We start from the raw sequence: 22,786 nt of genomic DNA on the forward strand, positions 1-22,786 counted from the left end.
TGGGACAGTAGGAGAAAGACATGCAAGTTATCCTTCTTGAGCGTATCGCCAAGCTCGGCCAGATGGGCGACACCGTCAAAGTACGTGACGGCTATGCCCGGAACTTCCTGTTGCCGCAGGGCAAGGCACTGCGCGCAAACAAAGCCAACCTGGCACGGTTCGAGCAAGAGCGCGCTCAGCTCGAAGCCCGTAACCTGGAACGCAAGACTGAAGCCGAAGCCGTTGCTTCCAAGCTGGACGGCGAATCCCTGGTGATGATCCGCTCCGCAGGTGAAACCGGCCAGCTCTACGGTTCCGTGTCTACCCGCGACATCGCGGATGGTCTGACCGCAGCCGGCTTCACCGTTTCCCGCAGCCAGGTCGAACTGCGCACCCCGATCAAGACGATCGGCCTGCACAGCGTTCTGATCCAGCTGCATCCGGAAGTGGAAGTCGCCGTTTCCGTCAACGTGGCACGCTCCGAAGACGAAGCGGTCCGCCAGGCAGCCGGTGAAGACCTCACCACGCCGGAAATGGACGTCTTCGAATTCGAAGAAGAAGAAGACGAAGCTGAGGGCACCGAGGAAGGCGATGAAGCCTCCGAGGACGCTCCGGTGGAAGAAGAAGCCTAAGCGCTTCCTTACGCTTTTACAGCTAACGAAAACGGCGCTGTTCGCAGCGCCGTTTTTGTTTGCCGGCCATCCATTTTTTATGGCTGTGCGCATGGCTTAATCCGCCAATTCCACAATCGCTCGCAAGGTGTTGAATCCCTTGATAGATTATTAACCAGCTATTAACCTTCGCAAAAAAATGTTTGTTTTCAATACTTAAGAGCAAGGGCTTTGAGTCTTCTATCGGATTGAGAGTCAAGTGCGTTTCGATTCTTTCCCCGTTGATCTGTGATTGCCGGTGGGAATCGAAAACGCCTGTTTTTGAACCTTGAGCCGCCCTGCCTCACAGAGTATTCCCAATGGACTTGGGTCATCGGGGGACGATATGAAAGGCACATTGCAGAAGGTCGAAACGGAAGAAGACGTCCAGCGTCTGGCACCGCATAACGCGGAAGCCGAACGTCAGCTTCTGGGCGCAATTCTCGTCAACAACGAGACCTTCTACCGGGTATCCGACTTTCTTGAACCGCACCATTTTTTCGTGCCTTCCCACCAGGACATCTACGAGAAGGCGAGCCACCTGATCCGGGCCGGCAAAACCGCCTCCCCGGTCACCCTGAAGACCTTCTACCCGGCCGACGCCAAGATCGCCGACCTCACCGCGACCCAGTTCCTGGTGCGCCTTGCGGGCGATGCCGCCTCGATCATCAATGCGGAAGACTATGGCCGCAGCATCTACGACCTTGCCATCCGCCGGAACCTGATCCGCATCGGCGAGGACATGGTCAACATCGCCTTTGACGCGCCGATCGACGTGCCGCCGGAGCAGCAGATCGACGATGCCGAGCGCCGTCTGTTCGAACTGGCGGAAACCGGCCGCAGCGAGGGCGGGTTCGTGTCCTTCGGCGATGCGCTTACCGAAACCATCGAAATGGCCCATGCCGCCTATAATCGCGAAGGCGCATTGTCCGGGATTTCCACGGGCTTGCGCGAACTCGACCGGCTAATGGGCGGCCTGCAGCATTCGGACTTGATCGTGCTCGCGGGACGCCCGGCCATGGGCAAGACCTCGCTGGCGACCAACATCGCCTACAACATCGCCCAGTCCTACAAGGCCGAGGAACAGCCCGACGGCTCGCTGAAGACCATCAATGGCGGCGTTGTCGGCTTCTTCTCGCTGGAAATGTCGGCCGAACAGCTCGCCACCCGTATCATTTCCGAACAGGCGGAAATCTCATCCTCGAAAATCCGGCGCGGCGACATCACCGAAGCCGAATTCGAAAAGCTCGCCGCCTGCGCGCAGACCATGCAAACGGTGCCGCTGCATGTCGACCAGACCGGTGGTATCTCCATTGCCTCCCTGGTGGCCAAGGCCAGGCGGCTGAAACGTCAGCGCGGCCTTGATCTCCTGGTGGTCGACTATATTCAGCTGCTCTCCGGATCCGCAAAGAATTCCGGCAACCGCGTCCAGGAAATCACCGAGATCACCACCGGGCTCAAGGCGCTCGCCAAGGAACTCCAGGTCCCGATCATCGCCCTGTCACAGCTGTCGCGCCAGGTGGAATCCCGCGACGACAAGCGCCCAATGATGTCGGACTTGCGCGAATCCGGGTCCATCGAGCAGGACGCCGACGTGATCCTGTTCGTGTTCCGCGAAGAGTATTATCTCTCCAAGACCGAGCCGGAGCCGGACACGGTCGAATACGAGAACTGGCAACGGGACATGGAACGCCTCAAGGGCAAGGCGGAAGTGATCATCGCCAAGCAGCGCCACGGTCCGACCGGCACGGCGAACCTGCACTTCGAAGGCCAGTACACCCGCTTCTCGGATCTCGCCGAAGAGGATCATCTGCCGGAGCGCTACGAGTAACCCAGCACTCCATGCTTGTATGTGAAAAAGATTTCACAAGGAAAAATCTGCCAGAAATCGCATGCCAAAATCGGGAAAAGCCGTTTAAATCCCTGTTAAATCTTCTTCACTACTGTGCGTTGCAGCTATTGAGTGCATCGTATTTTTCAGGCGAATTTCCTTGGTGTCAGCAGCGCAGAAATTGTTGGAAGAAGCCCGCGTCTTTCCGCGCAGGAGATGCAAGTGGCCCGGCCTTCTCAAGCAGGACGCTACCCATCGCCCGTGTGTGGTCGAGGACATCAGCGTCGGCGGCTGCCGGTTGGCCACCAATACCAAGGATCTGAAGCCCGCGCAGCGCGTCACCATCGAGATCGAAAGCCGCAAGCTGCGTTTCTACGGCGAGATCCGTTGGGTCCGCGACGGCGAAACCGGCATCGAATTTCTCTATATGGACTGACCGCACGGTCCGCTAAACGCGCGCAAATACCGCATCCGTCTCGGATCTTCATTGACCCAACGGGGCCGGGATTTGCTAGTCTCCGGTCGCTGTTGAGCCATTGATTCTGACCGGAGTTCCAAAAGGACCGTGTTGACGACGCAAGCCTTGCACCACCCGTCCAACCTTTACGGCGGCCGCCTGACCATTGACCCGGAAGCCATTGCCACGAATTGGCGGCTGCTGGAGAGCCGAACCGGTCCGGCAACGGAATGCGCTGCGGCGATCAAGGCGGACGGCTACGGCACAGGACAGGACAAGGCCGCGCCCGCTCTCTTTGAAACCGGCTGCCGAACCTTTTTCGTGGCCGTGCCGACAGAAGCCGTGGCGCTACGCCAAATCGTTCCGGAAGCCGTGATCTATGTGCTTGACGGACTTTTTCCGGATACATCAGAGCACTTCCTGAACCATGACATTCGACCGGTTCTGGGATCCCTCGCTGAACTTGAAGAATGGGCGGGCCTCTGCAAGGCTGCAGGAAAGTCCCTGGATGCTGCTGTCCATGTCGATACCGGCATTCACCGGCTTGGTCTGTCTCCTGAGGAATTCAGAACCGCCATGACCGACAAGGGCCTGCTCGGCCCCTTCCGCCCATCGCTGATCATGAGCCACCTGGCCTGCGGATCGACACCGGATCATCCGATGAACCGGCGCCAGCTGGATTTTTTTACGGAGATCACCGGTCCGTTCGCCGGCATTCCGCGCTCCCTCGCCAATTCGGCCGGCGTGCTGATGGGCGAGGACTATCATTTCGACATGGTCCGTCCGGGCATCGCGCTTTACGGCGGCCAGGCGATCGAGTCCAAACCCAACCCCATGACACCGGTCGCCAAGGTCGAGGCCCGGATCATGATCGTCCGCGACGTGCCCGAAGGCGACACCATCGGCTATGGCGCGACGCAGACAGCAAGGCGCCCGCTGAAGAACGCGGTGGTCGCGGCCGGCTATGCCGACGGCATGCTGCGCCGGGCCAGCTCCACCGACGAACGTCCCGGCGGCTTCGGCATGATCGGCGGATACAAGGCACCGATCCTTGGCCGGATTTCCATGGACATGATCACGCTCGATGTCACCGACGTGCCGGAGCATCTCCTGCGGCGCGGCGCATATGTGGAAATGCTGGGGCCGCAGGTTGCGGCGGCCGACCTCGCCGCTTATGCCGAGACCATCGACTACGAATATCTGACAAGTCTCGGGCGGCGCTTTGAGCGCGTCTACGGTCCGCTTACCTGAGCGGCCGGCGAGCGAAAGGTACAAGCATGGCCCGCAGGTCCACTTCCTTTGTCTGCCAGTCCTGTGGCGCGGTGACCGCCAAATGGGTCGGCCGCTGCGAGAGCTGCGGCGAATGGAACACCATTGTCGAGGAACAAACCGGCGGCGGCATCGGCGGCGGCCCTAGCCGGGCCGCGCGCTCGAAGGGCCGTGTTGTGCCGCTGGTAGGCCTCTCCGGCGATACCAAGGAAGCACCGCGCATCCAGACGAAGGTGGCCGAACTCGACCGGGTCACGGGCGGAGGTTTTGTCCGCGGTTCGGCCCTGCTGGTCGGCGGCGATCCGGGCATCGGCAAATCAACCCTCTTGATCCAGGCGGCCGCGCAACTTGCCAGCCTCGGACACAAGACCATCTATATTTCAGGCGAAGAAGCCATTGGCCAGGTTCGGCTCCGCGCAGAACGCCTGGGGCTTGCAGAAGCACCGGTGCAGCTCGCGGCGGAAACCAGTGTCGAGGACATTCTGGCAACCCTGGAGGCGGACACCGCCCCTGCCCTCCTGATCCTTGATTCCGTGCAGACCCTGTGGACGGACCAGGTCGACTCGCCGCCCGGCACGGTCACCCAGGTACGCGCCTCGGCCCAGGCCATGGTCCGCTACGCCAAGAAAAACGGCACCACCATGGTCCTTGTCGGTCATGTCACCAAGGACGGTCAGATCGCCGGGCCGCGCGTGGTCGAGCACATGGTCGATGCCGTGCTCTATTTCGAGGGCGACGGTGCGCATCAGTACCGCATCCTGCGTTCGGTCAAGAACCGTTTCGGCGCCACCGACGAAATCGGGGTCTTTGAAATGACCGGCAAGGGCCTCGTCGAAGTGCCCAACCCGTCCGCGCTTTTCCTGGGCGACCGCAACACCTCCGCGCCGGGCGCCGCCGTTTTTGCCGGCCTGGAAGGCTCCCGGCCGCTTCTGATCGAGATCCAGGCTCTTGTGGCGCAATCCACACTCGGAACGCCGCGCCGCGCGGTGATCGGCTGGGACAGCGCGCGCCTGTCGATGATCCTGGCCGTGCTGGAAGCACGCTGCGGTGTGCGCTTTTCCCAGCACGATGTCTATCTGAACGTCGCCGGCGGCCTCAAAATCAACGAGCCCGGCGCCGATCTTGCGGTGTCGGCAGCCTTGATCTCTTCACTCAGCGGGCTTGCCCTTCCGGCCAATAGCGTCTATTTCGGCGAAGTCAGCCTTTCCGGGGCCATCCGGCCGGTCGCCCAGGCCCAATCCAGGCTGAAAGAAGCGGAGAAACTCGGCTTCGACCAGGCGTATTGCCCCGAGGGCAACCTCAAGGACGGCGCAGCCTCGTCTTTCAAGGCGACGGGACTGCCGGAACTTGGGGACTTTGTTGCCAAACTCTCGGCCGAGGCTAGTGCCTCGGGGGGCACTTGACGCATGATGGTCGCGGGTTCGATCTGAAGGCATATGCGCGGGACTGAGCGCCAGACAGAGGAATTTTCAGGAACATGCCGATAACGCTGCTGGACGGACTGCTCTTGGTCATCATGTTCATTTCGGCGGTCCTTGCGATGATCCGCGGGTTTGTCCGAGAAGTTCTTTCCATCGTGTCCTGGGTGGCGGCGGCAGCCGCGGCGTTCCTGCTCTATGAGCGGGTCCTGCCCTATGCCAAGCAATATATCTCCCACGATCTCGTCGCCATGGGCGTTTCCGCGGCAGCGGTCTTTTTGGTAACCCTGCTGGTGGTAAGCTACATCACCATGCGGATCTCGGACTTCGTGCTCGACAGCCGCATCGGCGCTCTCGACCGGACCCTCGGATTTGTCTTCGGTGCCGTGCGTGGGCTTCTGCTGGTCGTGGTGGCGATGATGTTCTTCAACTGGTTCGTCCAGCCCGACCAGCAACCGCAATGGGTCAAGGACGCCAAGGCCCGGCCGATCCTTCTGTCCATCGGCGAACGGCTGGTGGCAGTGCTTCCCGAAGACCCGGAAAAGGCGATCCTGGAAAAGATCCGCCAGAACAACCAATCGGGCGACAGCGCAAGTGCTCCGGCCGACGAACCGGCCTACAGCGACACCGAGCGCCAGGGCCTGGAACAGCTGACAACGGACAGCAACTGACGCCGCCTGGCGGCGCAGACGTAATATCCCGCATCCTGCTTTCCGGCGAAGGCAGGATCCGTGAACAATTCAAAATCGGTCAACGCGCTTCACGCGATCACCGGGAGACGTTGATCTGACGCCCCAGGCCGGCTGTAAACCGGCCAGAATGAAGGAGTGTTCGCCATGACTGGCGGAACCGAGGTGCACGAGCCGTTCGACATCAATGACGACACCCTGCGTGAAGAATGCGGTGTCTTCGGCATTCTGGGCCACGAGGACGCCAGCGCGCTGACGGCGCTTGGTCTCCACGCCCTGCAGCATCGCGGCCAGGAGGCCGCCGGCATCGTGACCGTCGACAACGAGCAGTTCCGCGCGGAACGCCATCTCGGCCTCGTTGGTGACCACTTTTCCGACGCAGACACGATCGAACGGCTGAGCGGCAAGGCCGCCGTCGGCCATGTGCGTTACTCCACCACCGGCGAGACCATCCTGCGCAATGTGCAGCCGCTCTTTGCCGAACTGGATGGCGGCGGCATCGCGGTCTGCCACAACGGCAACTTCACCAATGCCCTGACGCTCCGCCATCAGCTGATCCGGGACGGCGCGATCTGTCAGTCCACCTCCGATTCCGAAGTGGTGTTGCAGCTGGTCGCCCGCTCGCGCAAGGGCAAGATCGTCGACCGGTTCATCGAGGCGATCACCCAGATGGAAGGTGCCTATTCCCTGGTGGCGCTGACCTCCAAGAAACTGATCGGCGCCCGCGACCCGCTCGGCATCCGTCCTCTGGTTCTGGGTGACCTCAACGGCGCACCGATCCTGGCCTCCGAGACATGCGCCCTCGACATCATCGGCGCCAAGTTCATACGGGAAGTCGAAAACGGCGAAGTGATCGTCTGCACCTCGACTGGGATCCAGTCCTTTTTCCCGTTCGGCAAGCAGCCGGCGCGCCCCTGCATCTTCGAATATATCTATTTCTCCCGGCCAGATTCAGTCGTCGGTGGCCGCAGCGTCTATGACGTGCGCCGGGAAATGGGCAAGCAGCTCGCCCGTGAAACCCATTTGGACGCGGATGTGATCGTGCCGGTGCCGGACAGCGGCGTGCCGGCGGCAATCGGTTATAGCCAGGAGAGCGGCGTGCCGTTTGAACTCGGCATCATCCGCAACCACTATGTCGGCCGCACCTTCATCGAGCCGACGCAGCAGATCCGCGCGCTCGGCGTGAAGATGAAACATTCCGCCAACAGGGCCCAGATCGAAGGCAAGCGCGTCGTCCTGGTCGATGACAGCCTGGTGCGCGGCACCACGTCGGTGAAAATCGTGCAGATGATCCGCGATGCCGGTGCCAAGGAAGTTCATTTCCGCCTGGCCAGCCCGCCGATCAAGTATTCCGACTATTACGGCATCGACACGCCGGTACGCGAAAAGCTGCTGGCGGCCAAATACGGCCTGGAGGAAATGCGGGCCTATATCGGTGCGGACAGCCTCGCCTTCCTGTCCGTGGACGGCATCTACCGCGCCATGGGCTTTGACGGCCGCGACAACGACAACCCGCAATTCACCGACCATTGCTTCACCGGCGACTATCCGACGCCGCTGACCGACCTGTCCGAAGACCAGGACTTCGTCAGCGCGCCGCGGCTGGTGGAAGTCGGTTAAAGCCCCACACATTTCAGTACAGACCGGCCAGCAGCGTGCCTCGCCGCCGGCCGGTCGAAGAGTTGGACAATGGAAAAAGACTTCGAAGGCCGGATCGCCCTGGTGACCGGCGCCTCCCGCGGCATTGGCTATCAGATCGCCAAACAACTTGGCGAACGCGGCGCGCATGTGATCGCCGTGGCGCGCACCGTGGGCGCCCTTGAGGATCTCGACGACGATATCAAGGCCGCCGGCGGCGAAGCCACACTGGTGCCTCTGGACCTCACCGATTTCGACGCCCTCGACCGCCTTGGCGCGGCGATCTACGAGCGCTGGAAAAAGCTCGACATCTTTGTCGGCAACGCCGGCATGCTCGGCGTGCTGTCGCCGCTCGGCCATATTTCGCCGAAGGATTTCGACAAGGTCATGGCGGTGAACGTAACGGCCAACTGGCGCCTGATCCGCTCGCTTGATCCCCTCTTGCGCCAGTCTGAGGCCGGACGCGCGCTTTTGCTGACGTCGGTCCACGCACAGACCTGCACAGCCTTCTGGGGCCTGCAGTCAATCAGCAAGGCCGCCGTTGAGGCGATGACCCGGACCTGGGCACAGGAAAGCCGGCAAACGGCAATGAAGATCAATCTGGCCGATCCCGGCCCGACCCGCACAGGCCTGCGCGCCAAGGCAATGCCGGGCGAACTGCCTGAAAACCTGCCGCAGCCAGCCGCGGTTGCCACGGAACTGCTGCCGCTGGTGAAACCGGACGTTCAGGAAAACGGCAAGCTGTTCGACCGGGTCAGCAGGGATTGGGTGTCTCTCTAAGCCGCTCTGGCGCCCGCACCAGAATTGCGCGATGGTATCCTCCGTCAATCTACGGAGGATCCTTCCATGCAACTCGGCGCGTTTTCCATCAGCCTCACTGTCAAGGACATCCAGAAATCGAAGGCCTTTTATGAAGGGCTCGGCTTTTCCGACCTGGGCGGGTCCGGCGAGGACGGCTGGGTAATCCTGAAGAACGGCGACACCGTCATCGGACTGTTCCAGGGCATGTTCGAGAAAAACATGCTCACCTTCAATCCGGGCTGGAACCAGAGCGCGGAGAACCTGGACGGGTTTCAGGATATCCGGGAGATCCAGAAGGACCTGAAGGCCAAAGGCTACCGGTTCGAGTCCGAAGCCGATGAAACAACCACCGGCCCGGCGAGCTTCATGCTGATCGACCCGGACGGAAATCCGGTTCTTGTCGACCAGCACCGGTAAGCAAACCTGCTTGGAGAGTGGTGTTACGCCGCTTCCAGCGGCGCAAAAGAACTTTCCGCGATGTCGCGCAGATCTTCATAGACCCCTGGCGCGCCGACGACGACGCGGGCGCCGTGATAAAGGGCGTGGTTGACGTCCTGCTCCATGACGATGCCACCGGCTTCCGCCGTCAGCAACATGCCGGCAAGACAGTCCCAGGCATTCATGTGCGATTCCACATAGCCGATCAGCCGGCCAGACGCCGCGTAGGCCAGCATCAGACCGCCGGAAGCATTGCGGAAAAAGACACCGCCCTTGGAGACAACGGCCCCGACGACATTGATCGCATCGGTGATCGCCGTGCGGCCGTTGAAGCCGACACCGACGGAGCCGTTGGAGAGGCTCTGGCTGTCTGAAATGCGGATCGGTTTACCGTTCAGGAAGGCACCGTGACCTGCCGACGCCTTGAAGGTTTCGCCGGCCACCGGATCATGAATGACGCCGACAATGACCTGGCCCTGGTGCACACAGGCGATGATGACGCACCATTGCGGAATGCCGGCAACGAAATTCGCGGTGCCATCAATGGGATCGGTCACCCAGGTGTAGCCGGAAGAGCCCTCTTCCATGCCGTGTTCCTCACCCAGGATGCCGTCATCCGGATAGGCCTTGGCAAGTTCCTCGCGGATCAGGGTTTCGACATTGCGGTCGGCTTCGGAGACAAGATCCTGGTGGCCCTTCTGGGTGACCGTCAGCGTGTCCAGCTTGCGGAAATACTCAAGCCCCAGCACACCCGCCTTTTCAGCAAGGGCGACGGCGAAATCAAGCCGTTCCATCGACATCAATTGTCTCCTTCAAAGAGTTAGGCACCGCGCGGTCTCACCTTAAAGGGGAAACCCGCGCGCTGGAAATCACCGGAGCGGAACTGCTCCAGCTACTGAATCTTTCGCTTTTTCTTGGGAGCATAGGGGTTCTCCCCCTTGCGATAGGACAGCCGGATCGGCGTTCCCTGAATATTAAAGGTTTCCCGCAGGGAATTGACGAGATAGCGCGTATAGCTTTCCGGCAATTGCTCCGGTCGCGAGCAGAAGGCCACGAAATGCGGCGGCCGCGTTTTGGGCTGGGTCATGTAGCGCAGCCGGACCCGGCGCCCTGCAACGGCCGGAGGCGGATGGTTCGCAGTCACCTTGTCCAGCCAGCGGTTCAGCTTGGAAGTGGAGACGCGCGCGTTCCAGGCCTCGTAGGCGTCGAAGACGCTTTCCACCAGCCGGTCGATCCCCTGGCCCTGCAGGCCCGACAGCGTGGCGATACGCACGCCGCGGATCTGGTTGAAATAGCGCTCGTTGGCGTCGCGGATCTTCTTCCAGGCGGCCTCGCGGTCCTCGATCAGGTCCCACTTGTTGATGGCGATCACGAGCGCCCTGCCCTCACGCGCGACAAGATCGATGATCTGCAGGTCCTGTTTCTCGAAGGACATGGTCGCGTCGAGCGTGATCACGACCACCTCGGCGAATTTGATCGCACGCAGCGCGTCGGCAACGGACAGCTTTTCCAGCTTTTCCTGGACCCGGGCCTTCTTGCGGATACCAGCCGTGTCGAACAGCTTGATATGCCGATCGCGCCAGGACCAGTCGACGGAGATAGAATCGCGGGTGATGCCGGCTTCCGGACCGGTGAGCATCCGGTCTTCGCCGAGCATGCGGTTGATCAGCGTGGATTTGCCGGCATTCGGACGGCCGACAATGGCAACCCGAAGCGGACGCTCCCTGGTGCCGACGGGTTCTTCGTCGTCAACGATCTCACCGTCCTCGTCGACATCGACATTGGTTACGGCTTCTTCGCGCTTGGCCTCTTCTTCCTCGGTGACCCGATCGACATGCGGCTTCAGCGCGTCATAAAGATCGGCCAGGCCTTCGCCATGTTCGGCCGAAATGGCGATCGGCTCGCCGAGACCGAGGGAGTAGGATTCATAAAGACCGCTTTCGCCGGCCCGACCTTCCGCCTTGTTGGCCAGCAGGATCACCGGACGGGTGGTCTTGCGGGCAACTTCAGCAAAATGCGCATCGAGCGGCGTAACGCCCGCACGGGCATCGATTACAAACAGCACGGCATCGGCGGTCTGGATCGCATCCTCGGTCTGGCGGCGCATACGGCCTTCCAGAGAGCTCTTGTCGGCGTCTTCAAGGCCGGCCGTATCCACGATGGTAAAGCGCAGATCGCCCAGACGGGCATCGCCTGGCCGCCGGTCGCGCGTGACACCCGGGGTGTCGTCGACCAGCGCCAGGCGTTTACCGACCAGGCGATTGAACAGGGTGGACTTGCCGACATTCGGCCGTCCGATAATGGCGACAGTAGCGCCCACAGCAGTTTCTCCTGATAGGCGGGCCTCTCTCGGGCCCGTCCTCACATCTTAGTTGAAGGCAGCGACGCCGTCATTTCCGGTGAGCACAACGACACGTCCACCGGCAACGATCGGCGTGACATAGACATCCGTATTGGTCCGCTGCGTCAACATGGTTTTTCCAGACGTCGCATCGACGATCGCGATCTGGCCATCGCTGGAAAAGGCGACCAGCGCACCATTGGCGAGGATCGGCCCGGCCCAGTTGCGACGCTTTTTCTTTTTCTCCGGCCGCGGCAAGGCGGTTGCCCAGAGGGTTTCACCGTCTTTCAGGTTCAGCGCAACCATGCGGTCGTCGAGATCGACCATGAACAGCGCGCTGCCGGAAACGACCGGCGTATGCACGGAGCCGAGATTCTGTTCCCAGCGGCGCTGGCCGGTGCGCAGGTCAACGGCCACGGTCCGTCCGGAAACTCCTGTGGCATAGACCGTGTTGCCGGCCACAACCGGGCTGGCGGATACGTCGGCAAGTCCGGACAGGGCAAGCGTCCTGAAGCCCCGGGAAACGCCGTCGATCCAGGCCGGCTCGCCGTCCTTGATGTTGATCGCCATGATCTCACCGGACGAGAACGGCACCACCACACGGTTGCCAGCAATGGCCGGGTTGGCCGCGGACAACAGTCCGGCGGTTTCCTCGATGCCGGCATAAGTCCAGGCAACGGAGCCGTCCGACTGGTTGAGCGCGTAGACTTCATTGGACTGGGACACGACGAAGACATGGCCCGCACCGGCCACGGGAGCACCGCGCGCCGGCGTGTCGATATCGACTTTCCAGATTTCGCGGCCGGAGCCGGCGTCCAGCGCCGCCACCTGGCGATAGCTGGTCGCCGCATAGACCACACCGCCGGCAACGGTCACGCCGCCGCCAGGGCCGACGTCACGTTCGCCCTCGGGGCGCAGGTTCTGGGTCCATTGCCGGCCGCCGCCGGTGGACAGGGCAACCACTTCACCGTTGGGCTTGTAAACATAGATCCGGCTGCCGTCGCTCACCGGACGCGCCGACAGGCGCAAGGCGGATGAGGTGAGGCCGCGCCCGGAAGAGCCCACTTGTGAGCGCCAGGCGCGGTTGCCCGAAACAGAGACCGCCACATTGCCCGGGTCATTAGTCAGGCCGCCGCCGGCCGTCGTCCAGGTCTGGCCTCCGGTTGCCGCTCCGACCTTCGCGGATTGCGCTTGCGCAACAGCAGCCGGATCGGCGCCGTCAAACACCGGCTGGCGCTCGCCCGGCAGGATCTTGTCACGGTTGAACGGGTTCATGTTGCCGGCGAAATCGCTGACGGAGCCGCAGCCGGTCAGCGCGAGCGACAGCGCCAGAACACCGAACAATCCACGCTTGCGGCGAGAAACGGTCACAACACTCACTGATCGGTTCCTTCACTGTCCGCCTGAACATCGCCGTTGCTGGACCGGATTAGATCCTTGAGGATGCTCACCCGGCGGGAAACGTCGCCCGGCGTTTCAGCATCTTCTTCAAGGGCGGTGATCCATTGCTGCGCGCTCGCGATTTCACCGTTTTTCCAGGCGCTTAGAGCGAGAAGTTCACGTGCAGCGGATCGGTAGGGATCGGAGGCTTCGGTGAGACGTTCGATCCGGTCCGCGACGGCTGCGTAATCTTCCTGATCCACGGCCAGATAGGCAGCCCGCAGCGCGGCGACATTGCGCACGCCTTCCAGATGAGCGCTGTCGCGCGACACCGCGTCGAAGACCGTCAGAGCAGCTTCGGTTTCGCCGGAATTGGCGAGGTCGGTAGCCCGCCGCAGCTGCGCCAGCGCCGGATAGGAGCCGATTGCGCCCTCGAGTTCTCCATAAAGGGCAGCCGCTTCCTCGTACTTGCCCTCTTCAGACAATTGGACAGCATCAAAGAATGTGTCTCCGGCGCTTTGGGATTGCTGCTCTTCCCAGTAGAGCCAGCCGCGATAGCCGCCGGTGCCAACCACGATCAGGACCGCAACGCCGATCACCCAGGGACCAAAGCGGTCCCAAAGCCGACGGTATTTTTCCTGGCGGATATCTTCATCGACTTCACGAAAAATGTCAGACATGCGTGTCCAGTTCCTGCATTCACTTCATTTGCGCGGCAAAGAGGCCGCGCATCGCCCCTTTTTGAGTGGCGCACATTATCCATTTGATCCGGCTCGGGCAATTCCCTGACCGGGCTTAAAACGGTCCTTCGTGGCGCAAGTGGGGCAATATCCGGCAAATTACGGATTTCCGGTGGTTTTTTCGCCCCAAATTCACCGTGTCAGCCGACCGGCACGCCGATCAGCCAGGCATGCAACTTCCAGACAAAGAGCCCATAGAGCGCAAGGCCGATCAGAATCACGACAACATCGGAGTATTTTCCCGGATCGCCCGCCGCGGCGGCGACTTGACCGGCGCCCGGTCCGCGCCGTTTCACCGAGATGCGGTCAGCGACCGCCCAGGCCAGAAATCCACCGAACAGAAGCACGGATGCCAGGTCGCCATTGGCGAGCAAATGCGCAAAGGCCCACAGCTTCACCGCCACCAGCATCGGATGTTTCAGGGTTTTCTTGATCCGGCTCGGCACATAGGCAGCGACGAGAAAAACAAATACCGGCACCATCAGCAGCATGGTGACATGTCGCAGCCAGAACGGCGGATCATAGACGATCGGCGGTCCGTCAAACCGGGCCAGGCCATAGCCGTAGATAATCAGGCCAAAACCGGCAAAAGAGACCAGCGTATAGAGCCCCTTATAACCATTCTCGCCCAGTTTGGAGACAAGCCCGGCGCGCGTGGCCGGCAACATGGGCAGTGTGTGTATCCCCAAAAACAGCACCAGCCCGGCAATCAACAAAGTCATGTCCGCTCTCCCTCTTTGCCCGCAAGCGGCTCGGCAATGGTCAGACACCCATCACCGCAGGCGGAACATAGGAGGCTGCCGGTGCGCCTGCAACTCCGATCAACGCAACAGTTCGGCTGCCTCAGCGGCTCCAAGGGCTTCCGGCCGGGTCGCGGGAAGTTCGACATCGACAAAACCACCGGTTTCGCCGGATTTGAGGATCGAGACCATGACATCGACAGCGTGCAGCGCCCGGTCGAGAGAGCAGCGGTAGCCGCCGCCGCTCTGCACCGCGCGGACCATGTCGGCCAGCCCCACCGCCCGGTAATTGGCGCGCTTGACACCATTGTCGTCGACATTCTCGACCCCGAAGGGGTGCGCCGCACCGTCGAAACGCCGCGTTTCGCCAGAGGCGCTCGTCAGAATCACCTCGCCGCCGAAAAAGTTCGGGTCCGGCAGAAACAGAGACCCCTTGGTTCCGTAGAGCTCCATCGGAGCATGTCCGTGCGCCCAGACGTCCCAGCTCGCGGTCAAGGTCACCGGCGCTCCGTTCTGAAACTCCAAAAGGGCATGGATTGTGGTCGGTGTCTCTACACTGATCCGCTCGCCCTTGCGCGCGCCACAGCCGATAGTCCGGGTCCGGGAGGCCGACGAGGACAGCCCCGCCACCCTCTTCACCGGACCGATGAGGTTCAACAGGCTGGCGATGTAATAGGGGCCGAGATCGAGAATCGGGCCCCCGCCCTGCTTGAAGAAGAAGTCCGGATTTGGATGCCAGTCTTCCATGCCGTGACTCATGACATGGCAAGTGCCGCCGACGATGTCGCCGACTAGGCCGCGGTCGATGACATCCCTGGCCGTCTGATGCGCACCGCCGAGAAACGTGTCCGGAGCGCAGCCGATCAGCCGCTTTTTCTTGCGCGCCAGATCGCTCAAAGCCTTGCCGTCACGCAGCGACAAAGCCAGCGGTTTTTCAGAATAGACATGTTTGCCGTGAACCAGGATCTCGTGAGAGACCATGTAATGGGCATCCGGAACGGTCAGATTGACGATGAGATCGATATCGTCCGCCAGAAGAAGGTCGTGCACCGTTTCGGCCCGCAGCCCGTATTCCCGCGCCCGGGTCTCTGCAGCCTGCCTGTTCAGATCCGCACAGGCGCGGATTTCCAGCCCGGCAAAGTTTGGTGCCAGATCGAGATAGGTTTTTGAAATCGTACCGCATCCGATGATGCCGATGCCCAACTCATCCGCCATTGGTGCCTCCACGTCGCGTGTCGACACAGCTTAGACCATTCCAGGCGCGAGGTTGTGAAATCTTGACAGACGAGGGCTGTAATCGAGGAGGGAACGCCGCGCCTACGACACACCGGCACAAGTGCGGCAGGTTCCGCGCAGCTCGATCGTGGTTCTGGACAGATGAAAACCTTCATCCCTGGTCCAGGCCCGCAGCGCCTCTATGGCCTTGTCCGGTGTGAATTCGCTGACCAGGCCGCATTTTTCGCAGATCGCAAACGCAGCCGTGCCATGGCCGGAACAGCCCTTGTGACTGCAGGCGACAAAGGCATTGAGGCTTTCCAGGCGATGCACCAGCCCGTATTCGACAAGCTTGTCGAGCGCCCGGTAGACCTGCAGAGGCGCCCGGAAACCGCTGTCCCGCAACAGGTCGAGGATCGCGTAGGCGGTCAAGGGGCCGCCCGCGCCCGACAGCGATCCGAACACCAGTTTCTGGTTCTTTGTCAGCGTGGGATGAGCCTCGGCGGTCACGAACGGTCTCCTTGTGTCGGCGCCAACATCCTTCTCACGATTTGGACCCCGGGAACAAGGCTGAGAAGGAACAGTGCCATGGCCGCGACCACGATCGATGGGCCGGACGGCGTGTCGTAATGAAGGGAGGCGTACAATCCGCCGGCAACCGCGGCAGCGCCGGCAAGCGCGGCAATCACCGCCATCTGTTCCGGGGAACTGGACAGACGCCGCGCGGCGGCGGCCGGAATGATCAACAGGGCCGTGATCAGCAGCGCACCGATGACCTTGAGAGAGATGGCGATCACGATGGCGGTGAGCAGAATGAACACCAACTCCGTCCGCTCCGGCCGGAGACCTTCGCTTGCCGCGAGATCCGGGCTGACCGTCGCGGCGAACAAGCGCCGCCAGATCAGCACCAGAAGCGCCAGCACCACCGCACCGCCCATATAGATCAGGGCGATGTCCAGCCGCGTTACAGAGAGGATATCGCCGAAGAGCAGGCCGAGCAGATCGATGCGCACCCATGTCATGAACGCCAGGCAGACCAATCCGAGTGCCAGCGCGGAATGCGACAGCAGCCCCAGAATCGCATCGGACGACAGAGTGTCTCGACGGCGCAGCAGGATCAGCAAGGCGGCAAGGATAACCGACACCCCGCCGACCGCGACCATGGTGTTGACGTTCAGGAGAAGCGACAAGGCGACCCCCAACAGGGCCGCGTGGGACAGGGTATCGCCGAAATAGGCCATGCGACGCCAGACGATGAAACAGCCGAGCGGGCCGGCCACCAGGGCAACTCCGATGCCGGCGATCATCGCACGCGTGAAGAAATCATCCAGCATCGCGCAGCCCGCCCGTTTCCGGCGTCTTCTGGTGACCATGCTCGTGGTGTTCCCCGGCGCAGTCCCCGCAAATGGAGCCATCCGCGTGGCGCACCATGCCGTCCGGCAAATGCACATGGTCGTGATGATGCTCATAGACGGCAAGCGCGGCGTTGCCGCGCGTGCCGAACAAAGCATGGTAACTGTCATTCTGGCTGAGCTCGGACGGGGTGCCGCGACAACACACATGGCCATTCAGACAGATCACCTGGTCGGCCTGGGCCATGACCACATGAAGGTCGTGCGAGATCATCAGGATGCCGCAGCCGAGCGTGCCGCGGATATCGCTGATGAGATCGTAAATCGCAATCTCTCCGGAATAGTCCACGCCCTGCACGGGCTCGTCGAGCACCAGCAGGTCGGGATGGCGTGCAATCGCCCGCGCCAGCATGACCCGCTGAAGCTCTCCCCCGGACAGGGACCGCATCTCGGCACGCAACAGCCGCTCGGCCCCGGTTTTTGCCAGGGCTTCCCGGCAGGCCGCCTCGGACAAAGGATTTGTCAGACGCAGGAACCTGGCGACGGTGAGTGGCAGGGTCCAGTCGATGGCCAACTTCTGCGGCACATATCCGACTTTCAGGCCGGGCCGCCGGTCGGCGCGGCCTTCGGTCGGCTTCAATATGCCGAGCGCCAGCTTTGCCGTGGTGGACTTGCCGGAGCCGTTTGGGCCGATCAACGTGACGATCTCGCCGGGCCTGACCGTCAGATCGACACCCCGCACAAGCCACTGGCTGCCTTTTCGAATGCCAGCGCGGTTCAACTGGACCAGTCCGGTTTCCGGATGTTGCATGATGGTGAAAGCCTGCTCAGCACAATGGGCGCGATCGGATCGCGTAACATTATTACACATTTATCCATCAAGTGCTTGGCTTGCAACCGTCCAGCCGGTAATCCACACTGGCCGAACGATTGGAATGCACTGCAACAATGCGGTGGGAACACGGGACCTTGAAATGATTTTTCCTTGTATCTTGTCCGGTGGGGTGGGGTCGCGCCTTTGGCCCCTGTCGCGAACCGACCGGCCCAAGCAATTTCTTCCATTGTTCGGTGGCGAAAGCCTGTTTCAGAAAACCTGCAAGCGGATCAATCGTGAAGGGTTCTCCAAACCGATCGTGATCGGCAGCAACAACCATCGTTTTCTGGTTGGCGAGCAGCTTGCCGAGCTTGGCCTGGAAGCCGGATCGATTCTTCTCGAACCCGTCGGCCGCAATACCGCCCCCCCTGCCCTGATGGCCGCGATGATCGCGGCGGAAGAAGATCCTGACGCCCTGGTCCTGCTTCTGCCTTCCGATCACCTGATCGGTAAGGAAGACGTCTTTATCGACACGGTCCGCCTGGCCGAGGACGCTGCCCGAAGCGGACAGATCGTCACCTTTGGTATTCAGCCGACGGAGCCCAATACAGGGTATGGCTATATTCGCGTCGCGCCCGGGAGCGGCGCGGTCAGGCCGGTGGAGGCATTTGTCGAGAAGCCGGACCAGGCCAAGGCCGAGGCCTTCTTGGAGGATGGCGGTTACGTCTGGAATGCCGGCATTTTTCTTTATGCGGCCAAATCGATGATCGAGGCGTTCCAGCAGCTACAGCCCGACCTCTACAAGGATATCGTCGAGGTTATGAAAACCCGTCACGGCGATCTGGATTTCACACGTCTTGATGAGGAAGCCTTCGCCGGACTGGACAATATCTCCATCGACTATGCCATCATGGAAAAGGCTGAGAATGTCGCCTGCGCCCCGGTGGCTCCTGACTGGGACGATCTCGGATCCTGGTCGGCCATCTGGTCGGTTCTGGACAAAGACGAGAACGGCAACAGCGCGCTTGGCGATGCCCGTTTCCTGAACAGTTCCGACAGTCTCGCCTATGTCGAACGGGGTATGGTGTCCGTGATCGGCCTGAAAGATGTCATGGTGATCGCGACCACGGACAGCGTTCTGGTTGCTCACAAGGACAGCGCCCAGGACGTCAAGACGGTTGTCGAGCAGTTGAAGGCCGAAGGCCGCGACGAGGTCGACCGGCACCCGCGCATCTACAAGCCATGGGGCTATACCGAGCGGATCAATTCAGGCGACCGGTTTGCGGTTCAGTCGATGTTGATCAAGCCCGGCAAGCGGCTCAGCCTCCAGAGCCATCTTCATCGGGCGGAGCATTGGGTCGTGGTCTCCGGCACGCTCGAAATCACCATCAATGGTCAGACATCGCTGTTGAGCGAAAACCAGTCCGCCTATGTGCCGCTCGGCGCGCAACACACCTTGCACAATCCGGGGAAAATCCCGGTGCGCATGATCGAGGTTCAGTCCGGCACTTATCTTGCCGAAGACGACATTCTCCGGCATTCAGAACCATCACAAAAATCATAAAACTCCGACACTTTCTGTGACGCGTCTTGCCTTGCCCGATGAAATCCGGCAAGACTTGCTCGCGATCCTGGCCAATGTGTCCGCGGGGGTCAGGGAAAGTGGCGGTCTGGGAGGAACCATGCATCACGTTTATATCTGCGACTACGTGCGCACGCCGATCGGCCGCTACGGCGGCAAGCTGTCCTCAGTCAGGACCGACAATCTCGGTGCCATTCCGATCGGCGCGTTGATGGAACGCAATGTGGACGTGGACTGGACCGCCGTCGACGACGTTTTTTACGGCTGTGCCAACCAGGCCGGTGAAGACAACCGCAATGTCGCCCGCATGTCGTCGCTGCTTGCAGGCCTGCCGGACACGGTGCCCGGTCTGACGCTCAATCGCTTGTGCGGATCCGGCATGGATGCCGTGATTACAGCCGCCCGCGCGGTCAAGAGCGGTGAAATCGAGCTGGCGATTGCCGGCGGCGTGGAAAGCATGTCGCGCGCGCCGCTGGTGATGCCCAAGGCCGACACCGCCTTTTCCCGCAAGGCGGAAATTTTCGACACCACGATCGGCTGGCGCTTCGTCAATCCGCTCCTGAAAAACCAGTACGGCATCGATTCCATGCCCGAGACGGCTGAGAATGTGGCCGAGGACTTCTCGATTTCCAGGCCCGATCAGGATGCCTTTGCGTTGCGCAGCCAGCAACGCGCCGTGGCGGCTCAGGAAAGTGGCCGGTTTGCCGAAGAAATCGTTCCCGTGATGATCCCGCAGCGCAAGGGAGATCCGGTCCTGGTCGACATGGACGAACATCCGCGTGCCGGCACGACGCTTGAGCAACTCGCTGGGCTGAAGGCGCCGTTCCGGGAAAACGGTTCCGTCACCGCCGGCAATGCCTCGGGCGTGAATGATGGCGCAGCGGCTCTGCTGATTGCGTCCGAGACCGCCGTGGAAAAACACAATCTGACACCGATCGCCCGCATTATTGGCGGCGCGACAGCCGGCGTGCCGCCGCGCATCATGGGCATTGGCCCCGCCCCCGCGACCCGGAAACTCTGTGCCCAATATGGCCTTGCCCTGTCGGAATTCGACGTGATCGAACTGAACGAAGCCTTTGCGGCCCAGGGAATTGCTGTGCTGCGCGATCTGGGCCTGCCGGAGGATGGCGATTTCGTCAATCCGAATGGCGGTGCCATCGCGCTCGGTCATCCCCTGGGCATGTCCGGGGCCCGGATCACCGGTTCGGCGGCGCTTGAACTGAAAAAACGTGGCGGCAAGCTGGCTCTGGCGACCATGTGCATCGGCGTCGGCCAAGGCATCGCCATCGCGCTGGCAGCCGTCTGAGCGATCAGATCCGGGGAAGATGTTGAGGCCTGGATGTCAGGCCCTCACTACTCTCGGACTGCACGTCGGTGACGACAACCTTATGAACGAGGAGGGTTTGCGCCTCGCTCACGGCTTTTGCGCTTTTGCGCCGATTGAGGTCTTTTTCGACCGCATCGAGTTTCTCCGCCAGCCGCTCAAACAGCAGAGTCGGCATTCGCATAGTCGCAACAAACAGCGACACCGCCTCGTCGGTCGTGTCCTTCAAGCTCAGCTCACTGACCTCTTGATAGGCCCCCTGGGCAAGCGCGTTCAGTTCGGCCGCATCTTCAACCAGCGGCCGCAACTGACGCAGCGTCTCCACCGGGTTGTTGGCGACCCATACTGCCGCCAGAACCGAAACCAAAGCAAATACATAGACATGCAAGTTTCTAACAAAATATCTCATTGCAACCCCAAGATTTGGTTAACAAATAATTAACCCGCTCTTGGTCGTACAGGATCGGCGTTTTGCCCGCAACCGGGGCAACGTGCTCTGATAGGTTTTATTCTAGGTTGTGGTTAACGTGTGCAGGGAGGCAACGCGTCAGGGTCTCAGCGCTAAAACCTGGTTGTGGACCACCCCTCACCGGTTCCGTAAGCGTGATCGTTAAAATTGCCGGTCCGTAAAATTTTACAGGACGTGTTACCGGGAGATTAGAGCCTATGAGTGTACAAGCCGACATCGCAAACGGAGGCCGTCATGATGAAAAGGACAGAAGAGATGAAGCTCTCGTCCGCCGGATTGTTGCTTCTGCTCACGGCCGCGGCCATGACCCTCTTTGCGGATTTTGGCCCCAAATCAAACGGCTTCGCGCGTGCGCCCTCGCACCTTCAGCACAGCTTGAAGTGAAGTAAATAACAGCCCTCACGCACGGCAGATTCAGCGGTGCAGGCCGCGTCGGACTTGTGCCGGTGCCGTCACCGGAATGGGCCTCAGGTTCCGCACCAACCGGATCGGGCGGCGCTTGCCTGAACCGCCACCCTGACCGCCGGTTTCTCCCAGAAGCATGATTGCCGACCCGATCACGACCGATCCGAGCGTAATGACCAGAGCAAAAGCCAGCATGACGACGGGCAGAACCGGATTGTCCGCGGCCAATACGAGATCCCTGAGATTGCCGATATTGGCGGCGAAAATGCCTCCGAGGACCAGGCCCGCAATGCCGATCCCCGCAAGCCCGTTGATCGCCAGCAAGCGGAACAGAGGATCCTTGGGCAAGGCGATGCGCATAGGCACCTTTCTGGGTCCGGTCATCCTGAGAACTCCATGCTTCGCCAGCAAACTGTCATGAAAAGAGCTTAGAACCGTTTCGCGGCAGCCAACAAGCTGTCAATTAAACGAGGGGCTTGCACCGGTTTCCAGGCTCAGAATTTGTTCATCATTCCAAAAATTTTGTGCGACGCACCCTTGATCAATAGCGGAACAATATATATTTGTTCGATATATCGATCCATTACATGACACTTCTGACAATACAGCGACGCCTGCTCAAGCCGGCAGGCTGGTTCTTGGAAGCCTGTCACGCCGGGGGGACGCTTCCGGTTCGGAGCCTTAGATGAGTGTACGCAGCCTCTGCCTTGCGATCCTGTCCTTCGGAGATGCCACCGGATATGAAATCCGGAAGGAATCCACCGAGGGCCGCTTCAGCTATTTCGAAGATGCCAGCTTCGGCTCTATCTATCCGGCGCTGGCCCGCCTGGAAGCCGAAGGCATGGTCACCGTGCGCGAAGAACCGCAAGCCGGCAAACCTGCCCGCAAAGTGTATTCCATCACCGAGGCCGGCCGCACCGAGTTCATCAATTCGCTGTGCGAGCCCCAGGCTGCCGACACGTTCAAATCCCCGTTTCTGCTGATTGCCCTCAACGCTGCCCAGCTGCCTCCCGGCGTCATCCGGCGGGCCCTGGAGCGGCGCAAGGCCCAGGTGCAGGAGGAACTGCGCCTTCTGACCAGCTGCGAGGAGGGACAGGAATGTTCGCATCCCGGATCAAGCTGGACCCGGGATTACGGCTTAGCCTGCATGAACTTTACCCTCGCCTATCTGGAAGAGCACGGCGATGCCCTGATCAAGATTGCCGAAGACGCGGCCCGCCCCCTCCCGGCGGCCGCCGAGTAGGCCTGACGTTT

The 22,786-nt window shown here is 61.2% G+C and carries 24 protein-coding genes; 13 read left to right on the top strand and 11 right to left on the bottom strand.

Going from position 1 to position 22,786, the window contains the following annotated elements; all coding sequences use genetic code 11:
* Positions 1–20: 20 nt before the first annotated feature.
* The 9 genes from rplI (at position 21) to M0H32_RS18790 (ending at position 9,149) form a co-directional block, all read left to right on the top strand.
* Complete coding sequence (rplI, locus tag M0H32_RS18750; protein ID WP_248156664.1) at positions 21–611, top strand: 50S ribosomal protein L9; 591 nt, start codon at positions 21–23, stop codon at positions 609–611.
* A gap of 364 nt (positions 612–975) precedes the next feature.
* Positions 976–2,460, top strand: a complete 1,485-nt coding sequence (locus tag M0H32_RS18755; RefSeq protein WP_248156665.1) for a replicative DNA helicase — start codon at positions 976–978, stop codon at positions 2,458–2,460.
* Positions 2,461–2,623: 163 nt separating this feature from the next.
* Entirely contained in the window at positions 2,624–2,896 is a 273-nt protein-coding gene (locus tag M0H32_RS18760) for a PilZ domain-containing protein (RefSeq protein ID WP_248156810.1), read from the top strand.
* Between the two features lie 129 nt (positions 2,897–3,025).
* Positions 3,026–4,168: an alanine racemase gene (gene alr / locus M0H32_RS18765; RefSeq protein WP_248156666.1), complete on the top strand. Its 1,143-nt coding sequence runs from the start codon at positions 3,026–3,028 to the stop codon at positions 4,166–4,168.
* A 26-nt stretch (positions 4,169–4,194) separates the two neighbouring features.
* Positions 4,195–5,589 (top strand): DNA repair protein RadA, encoded by a 1,395-nt coding sequence (radA, locus tag M0H32_RS18770; protein ID WP_248156667.1) that lies wholly within the window; start codon positions 4,195–4,197, stop codon positions 5,587–5,589.
* 74 nt (positions 5,590–5,663) lie between these two features.
* Positions 5,664–6,275 carry a CvpA family protein gene (locus M0H32_RS18775; protein WP_248156669.1) on the top strand — a complete coding sequence of 204 codons (612 nt, stop codon included), beginning with the start codon at positions 5,664–5,666 and terminating at the stop codon, positions 6,273–6,275.
* Between the two features lie 165 nt (positions 6,276–6,440).
* Entirely contained in the window at positions 6,441–7,913 is a 1,473-nt protein-coding gene (gene purF / locus M0H32_RS18780; protein ID WP_248156671.1) for an amidophosphoribosyltransferase, read from the top strand.
* Positions 7,914–7,982: 69 nt separating this feature from the next.
* On the top strand, positions 7,983–8,711 hold the full coding sequence (locus M0H32_RS18785; RefSeq protein ID WP_248156673.1) for an SDR family NAD(P)-dependent oxidoreductase: 729 nt from the start codon (positions 7,983–7,985) through the stop codon (positions 8,709–8,711).
* Positions 8,712–8,777: 66 nt separating this feature from the next.
* Positions 8,778–9,149: a VOC family protein gene (locus tag M0H32_RS18790; protein WP_248156675.1), complete on the top strand. Its 372-nt coding sequence runs from the start codon at positions 8,778–8,780 to the stop codon at positions 9,147–9,149.
* Between the two features lie 23 nt (positions 9,150–9,172).
* Here M0H32_RS18790 and M0H32_RS18795 read toward each other — a convergent pair whose 3' ends face one another.
* The 9 genes from M0H32_RS18795 to M0H32_RS18835 all read right to left on the bottom strand — a co-directional run bounded on the left by M0H32_RS18795 (position 9,173) and on the right by M0H32_RS18835 (position 17,749).
* A complete protein-coding gene (locus tag M0H32_RS18795) occupies positions 9,173–9,970 on the bottom strand; it encodes an inositol monophosphatase family protein (RefSeq protein WP_248156678.1) in 798 nt (265 codons plus the stop codon).
* A 92-nt stretch (positions 9,971–10,062) separates the two neighbouring features.
* Positions 10,063–11,490, bottom strand: coding sequence for a ribosome biogenesis GTPase Der (der, locus tag M0H32_RS18800; RefSeq protein ID WP_248156680.1), 1,428 nt, complete (start codon positions 11,488–11,490; stop codon positions 10,063–10,065).
* 48 nt (positions 11,491–11,538) lie between these two features.
* Positions 11,539–12,891 (bottom strand): outer membrane protein assembly factor BamB family protein, encoded by a 1,353-nt coding sequence (locus M0H32_RS18805; protein ID WP_248156682.1) that lies wholly within the window; start codon positions 12,889–12,891, stop codon positions 11,539–11,541.
* On the bottom strand, positions 12,888–13,571 hold the full coding sequence (locus tag M0H32_RS18810) for a tetratricopeptide repeat protein (RefSeq protein WP_248156684.1): 684 nt from the start codon (positions 13,569–13,571) through the stop codon (positions 12,888–12,890). The genes M0H32_RS18805 and M0H32_RS18810 overlap by 4 nt, the downstream gene beginning before the upstream one ends.
* A gap of 200 nt (positions 13,572–13,771) precedes the next feature.
* The gene (locus M0H32_RS18815; protein ID WP_248156686.1) at positions 13,772–14,353 is read right to left on the bottom strand and encodes an NnrU family protein; all 582 of its coding nucleotides are present in this window, start codon (positions 14,351–14,353) and stop codon (positions 13,772–13,774) included.
* 99 nt (positions 14,354–14,452) lie between these two features.
* The gene (locus tag M0H32_RS18820; RefSeq protein ID WP_248156689.1) at positions 14,453–15,586 is read right to left on the bottom strand and encodes a Gfo/Idh/MocA family protein; all 1,134 of its coding nucleotides are present in this window, start codon (positions 15,584–15,586) and stop codon (positions 14,453–14,455) included.
* 102 nt (positions 15,587–15,688) lie between these two features.
* Complete coding sequence (locus tag M0H32_RS18825) at positions 15,689–16,096, bottom strand: Fur family transcriptional regulator (protein ID WP_345779345.1); 408 nt, start codon at positions 16,094–16,096, stop codon at positions 15,689–15,691.
* Entirely contained in the window at positions 16,093–16,920 is an 828-nt protein-coding gene (locus M0H32_RS18830) for a metal ABC transporter permease (protein WP_248156691.1), read from the bottom strand. Before M0H32_RS18830 ends, M0H32_RS18825 begins: the two co-directional genes overlap by 4 nt.
* Positions 16,910–17,749 carry an ATP-binding cassette domain-containing protein gene (locus M0H32_RS18835; protein ID WP_248156693.1) on the bottom strand — a complete coding sequence of 280 codons (840 nt, stop codon included), beginning with the start codon at positions 17,747–17,749 and terminating at the stop codon, positions 16,910–16,912. The genes M0H32_RS18830 and M0H32_RS18835 overlap by 11 nt, the downstream gene beginning before the upstream one ends.
* A 163-nt stretch (positions 17,750–17,912) precedes the next feature.
* Here M0H32_RS18835 and M0H32_RS18840 point away from each other — a divergent pair, with 163 nt between their 5' ends.
* Together M0H32_RS18840 and pcaF are read left to right on the top strand one after the other, a co-directional pair.
* Entirely contained in the window at positions 17,913–19,316 is a 1,404-nt protein-coding gene (locus M0H32_RS18840) for a mannose-1-phosphate guanylyltransferase/mannose-6-phosphate isomerase (RefSeq protein ID WP_248156695.1), read from the top strand.
* Positions 19,317–19,434: 118 nt separating this feature from the next.
* Positions 19,435–20,640: a 3-oxoadipyl-CoA thiolase gene (pcaF, locus tag M0H32_RS18845; protein ID WP_248156697.1), complete on the top strand. Its 1,206-nt coding sequence runs from the start codon at positions 19,435–19,437 to the stop codon at positions 20,638–20,640.
* Between the two features lie 4 nt (positions 20,641–20,644).
* Here pcaF and M0H32_RS18850 read toward each other — a convergent pair whose 3' ends face one another.
* On the bottom strand, positions 20,645–21,067 hold the full coding sequence (locus M0H32_RS18850; RefSeq protein WP_248156699.1) for a hypothetical protein: 423 nt from the start codon (positions 21,065–21,067) through the stop codon (positions 20,645–20,647).
* A gap of 294 nt (positions 21,068–21,361) precedes the next feature.
* Between M0H32_RS18850 and M0H32_RS18855 the strand changes: the two genes are divergently transcribed.
* Positions 21,362–21,511, top strand: coding sequence for a hypothetical protein (locus M0H32_RS18855; RefSeq protein WP_248156701.1), 150 nt, complete (start codon positions 21,362–21,364; stop codon positions 21,509–21,511).
* 30 nt (positions 21,512–21,541) lie between these two features.
* Here M0H32_RS18855 and M0H32_RS18860 read toward each other — a convergent pair whose 3' ends face one another.
* Entirely contained in the window at positions 21,542–21,916 is a 375-nt protein-coding gene (locus tag M0H32_RS18860) for a hypothetical protein (RefSeq protein ID WP_248156703.1), read from the bottom strand.
* A gap of 301 nt (positions 21,917–22,217) precedes the next feature.
* On the opposite strand from M0H32_RS18860, the gene M0H32_RS18865 reads away from it, so the two are divergent.
* Positions 22,218–22,775 carry a PadR family transcriptional regulator gene (locus M0H32_RS18865; protein ID WP_248156705.1) on the top strand — a complete coding sequence of 186 codons (558 nt, stop codon included), beginning with the start codon at positions 22,218–22,220 and terminating at the stop codon, positions 22,773–22,775.
* Positions 22,776–22,786: the final 11 nt, after the last annotated feature.

It is taken from the genome of Roseibium sediminicola, assembly GCF_023156505.1.
Classification (GTDB): Bacteria; Pseudomonadota; Alphaproteobacteria; order Rhizobiales; family Stappiaceae; genus Roseibium; species Roseibium sediminicola.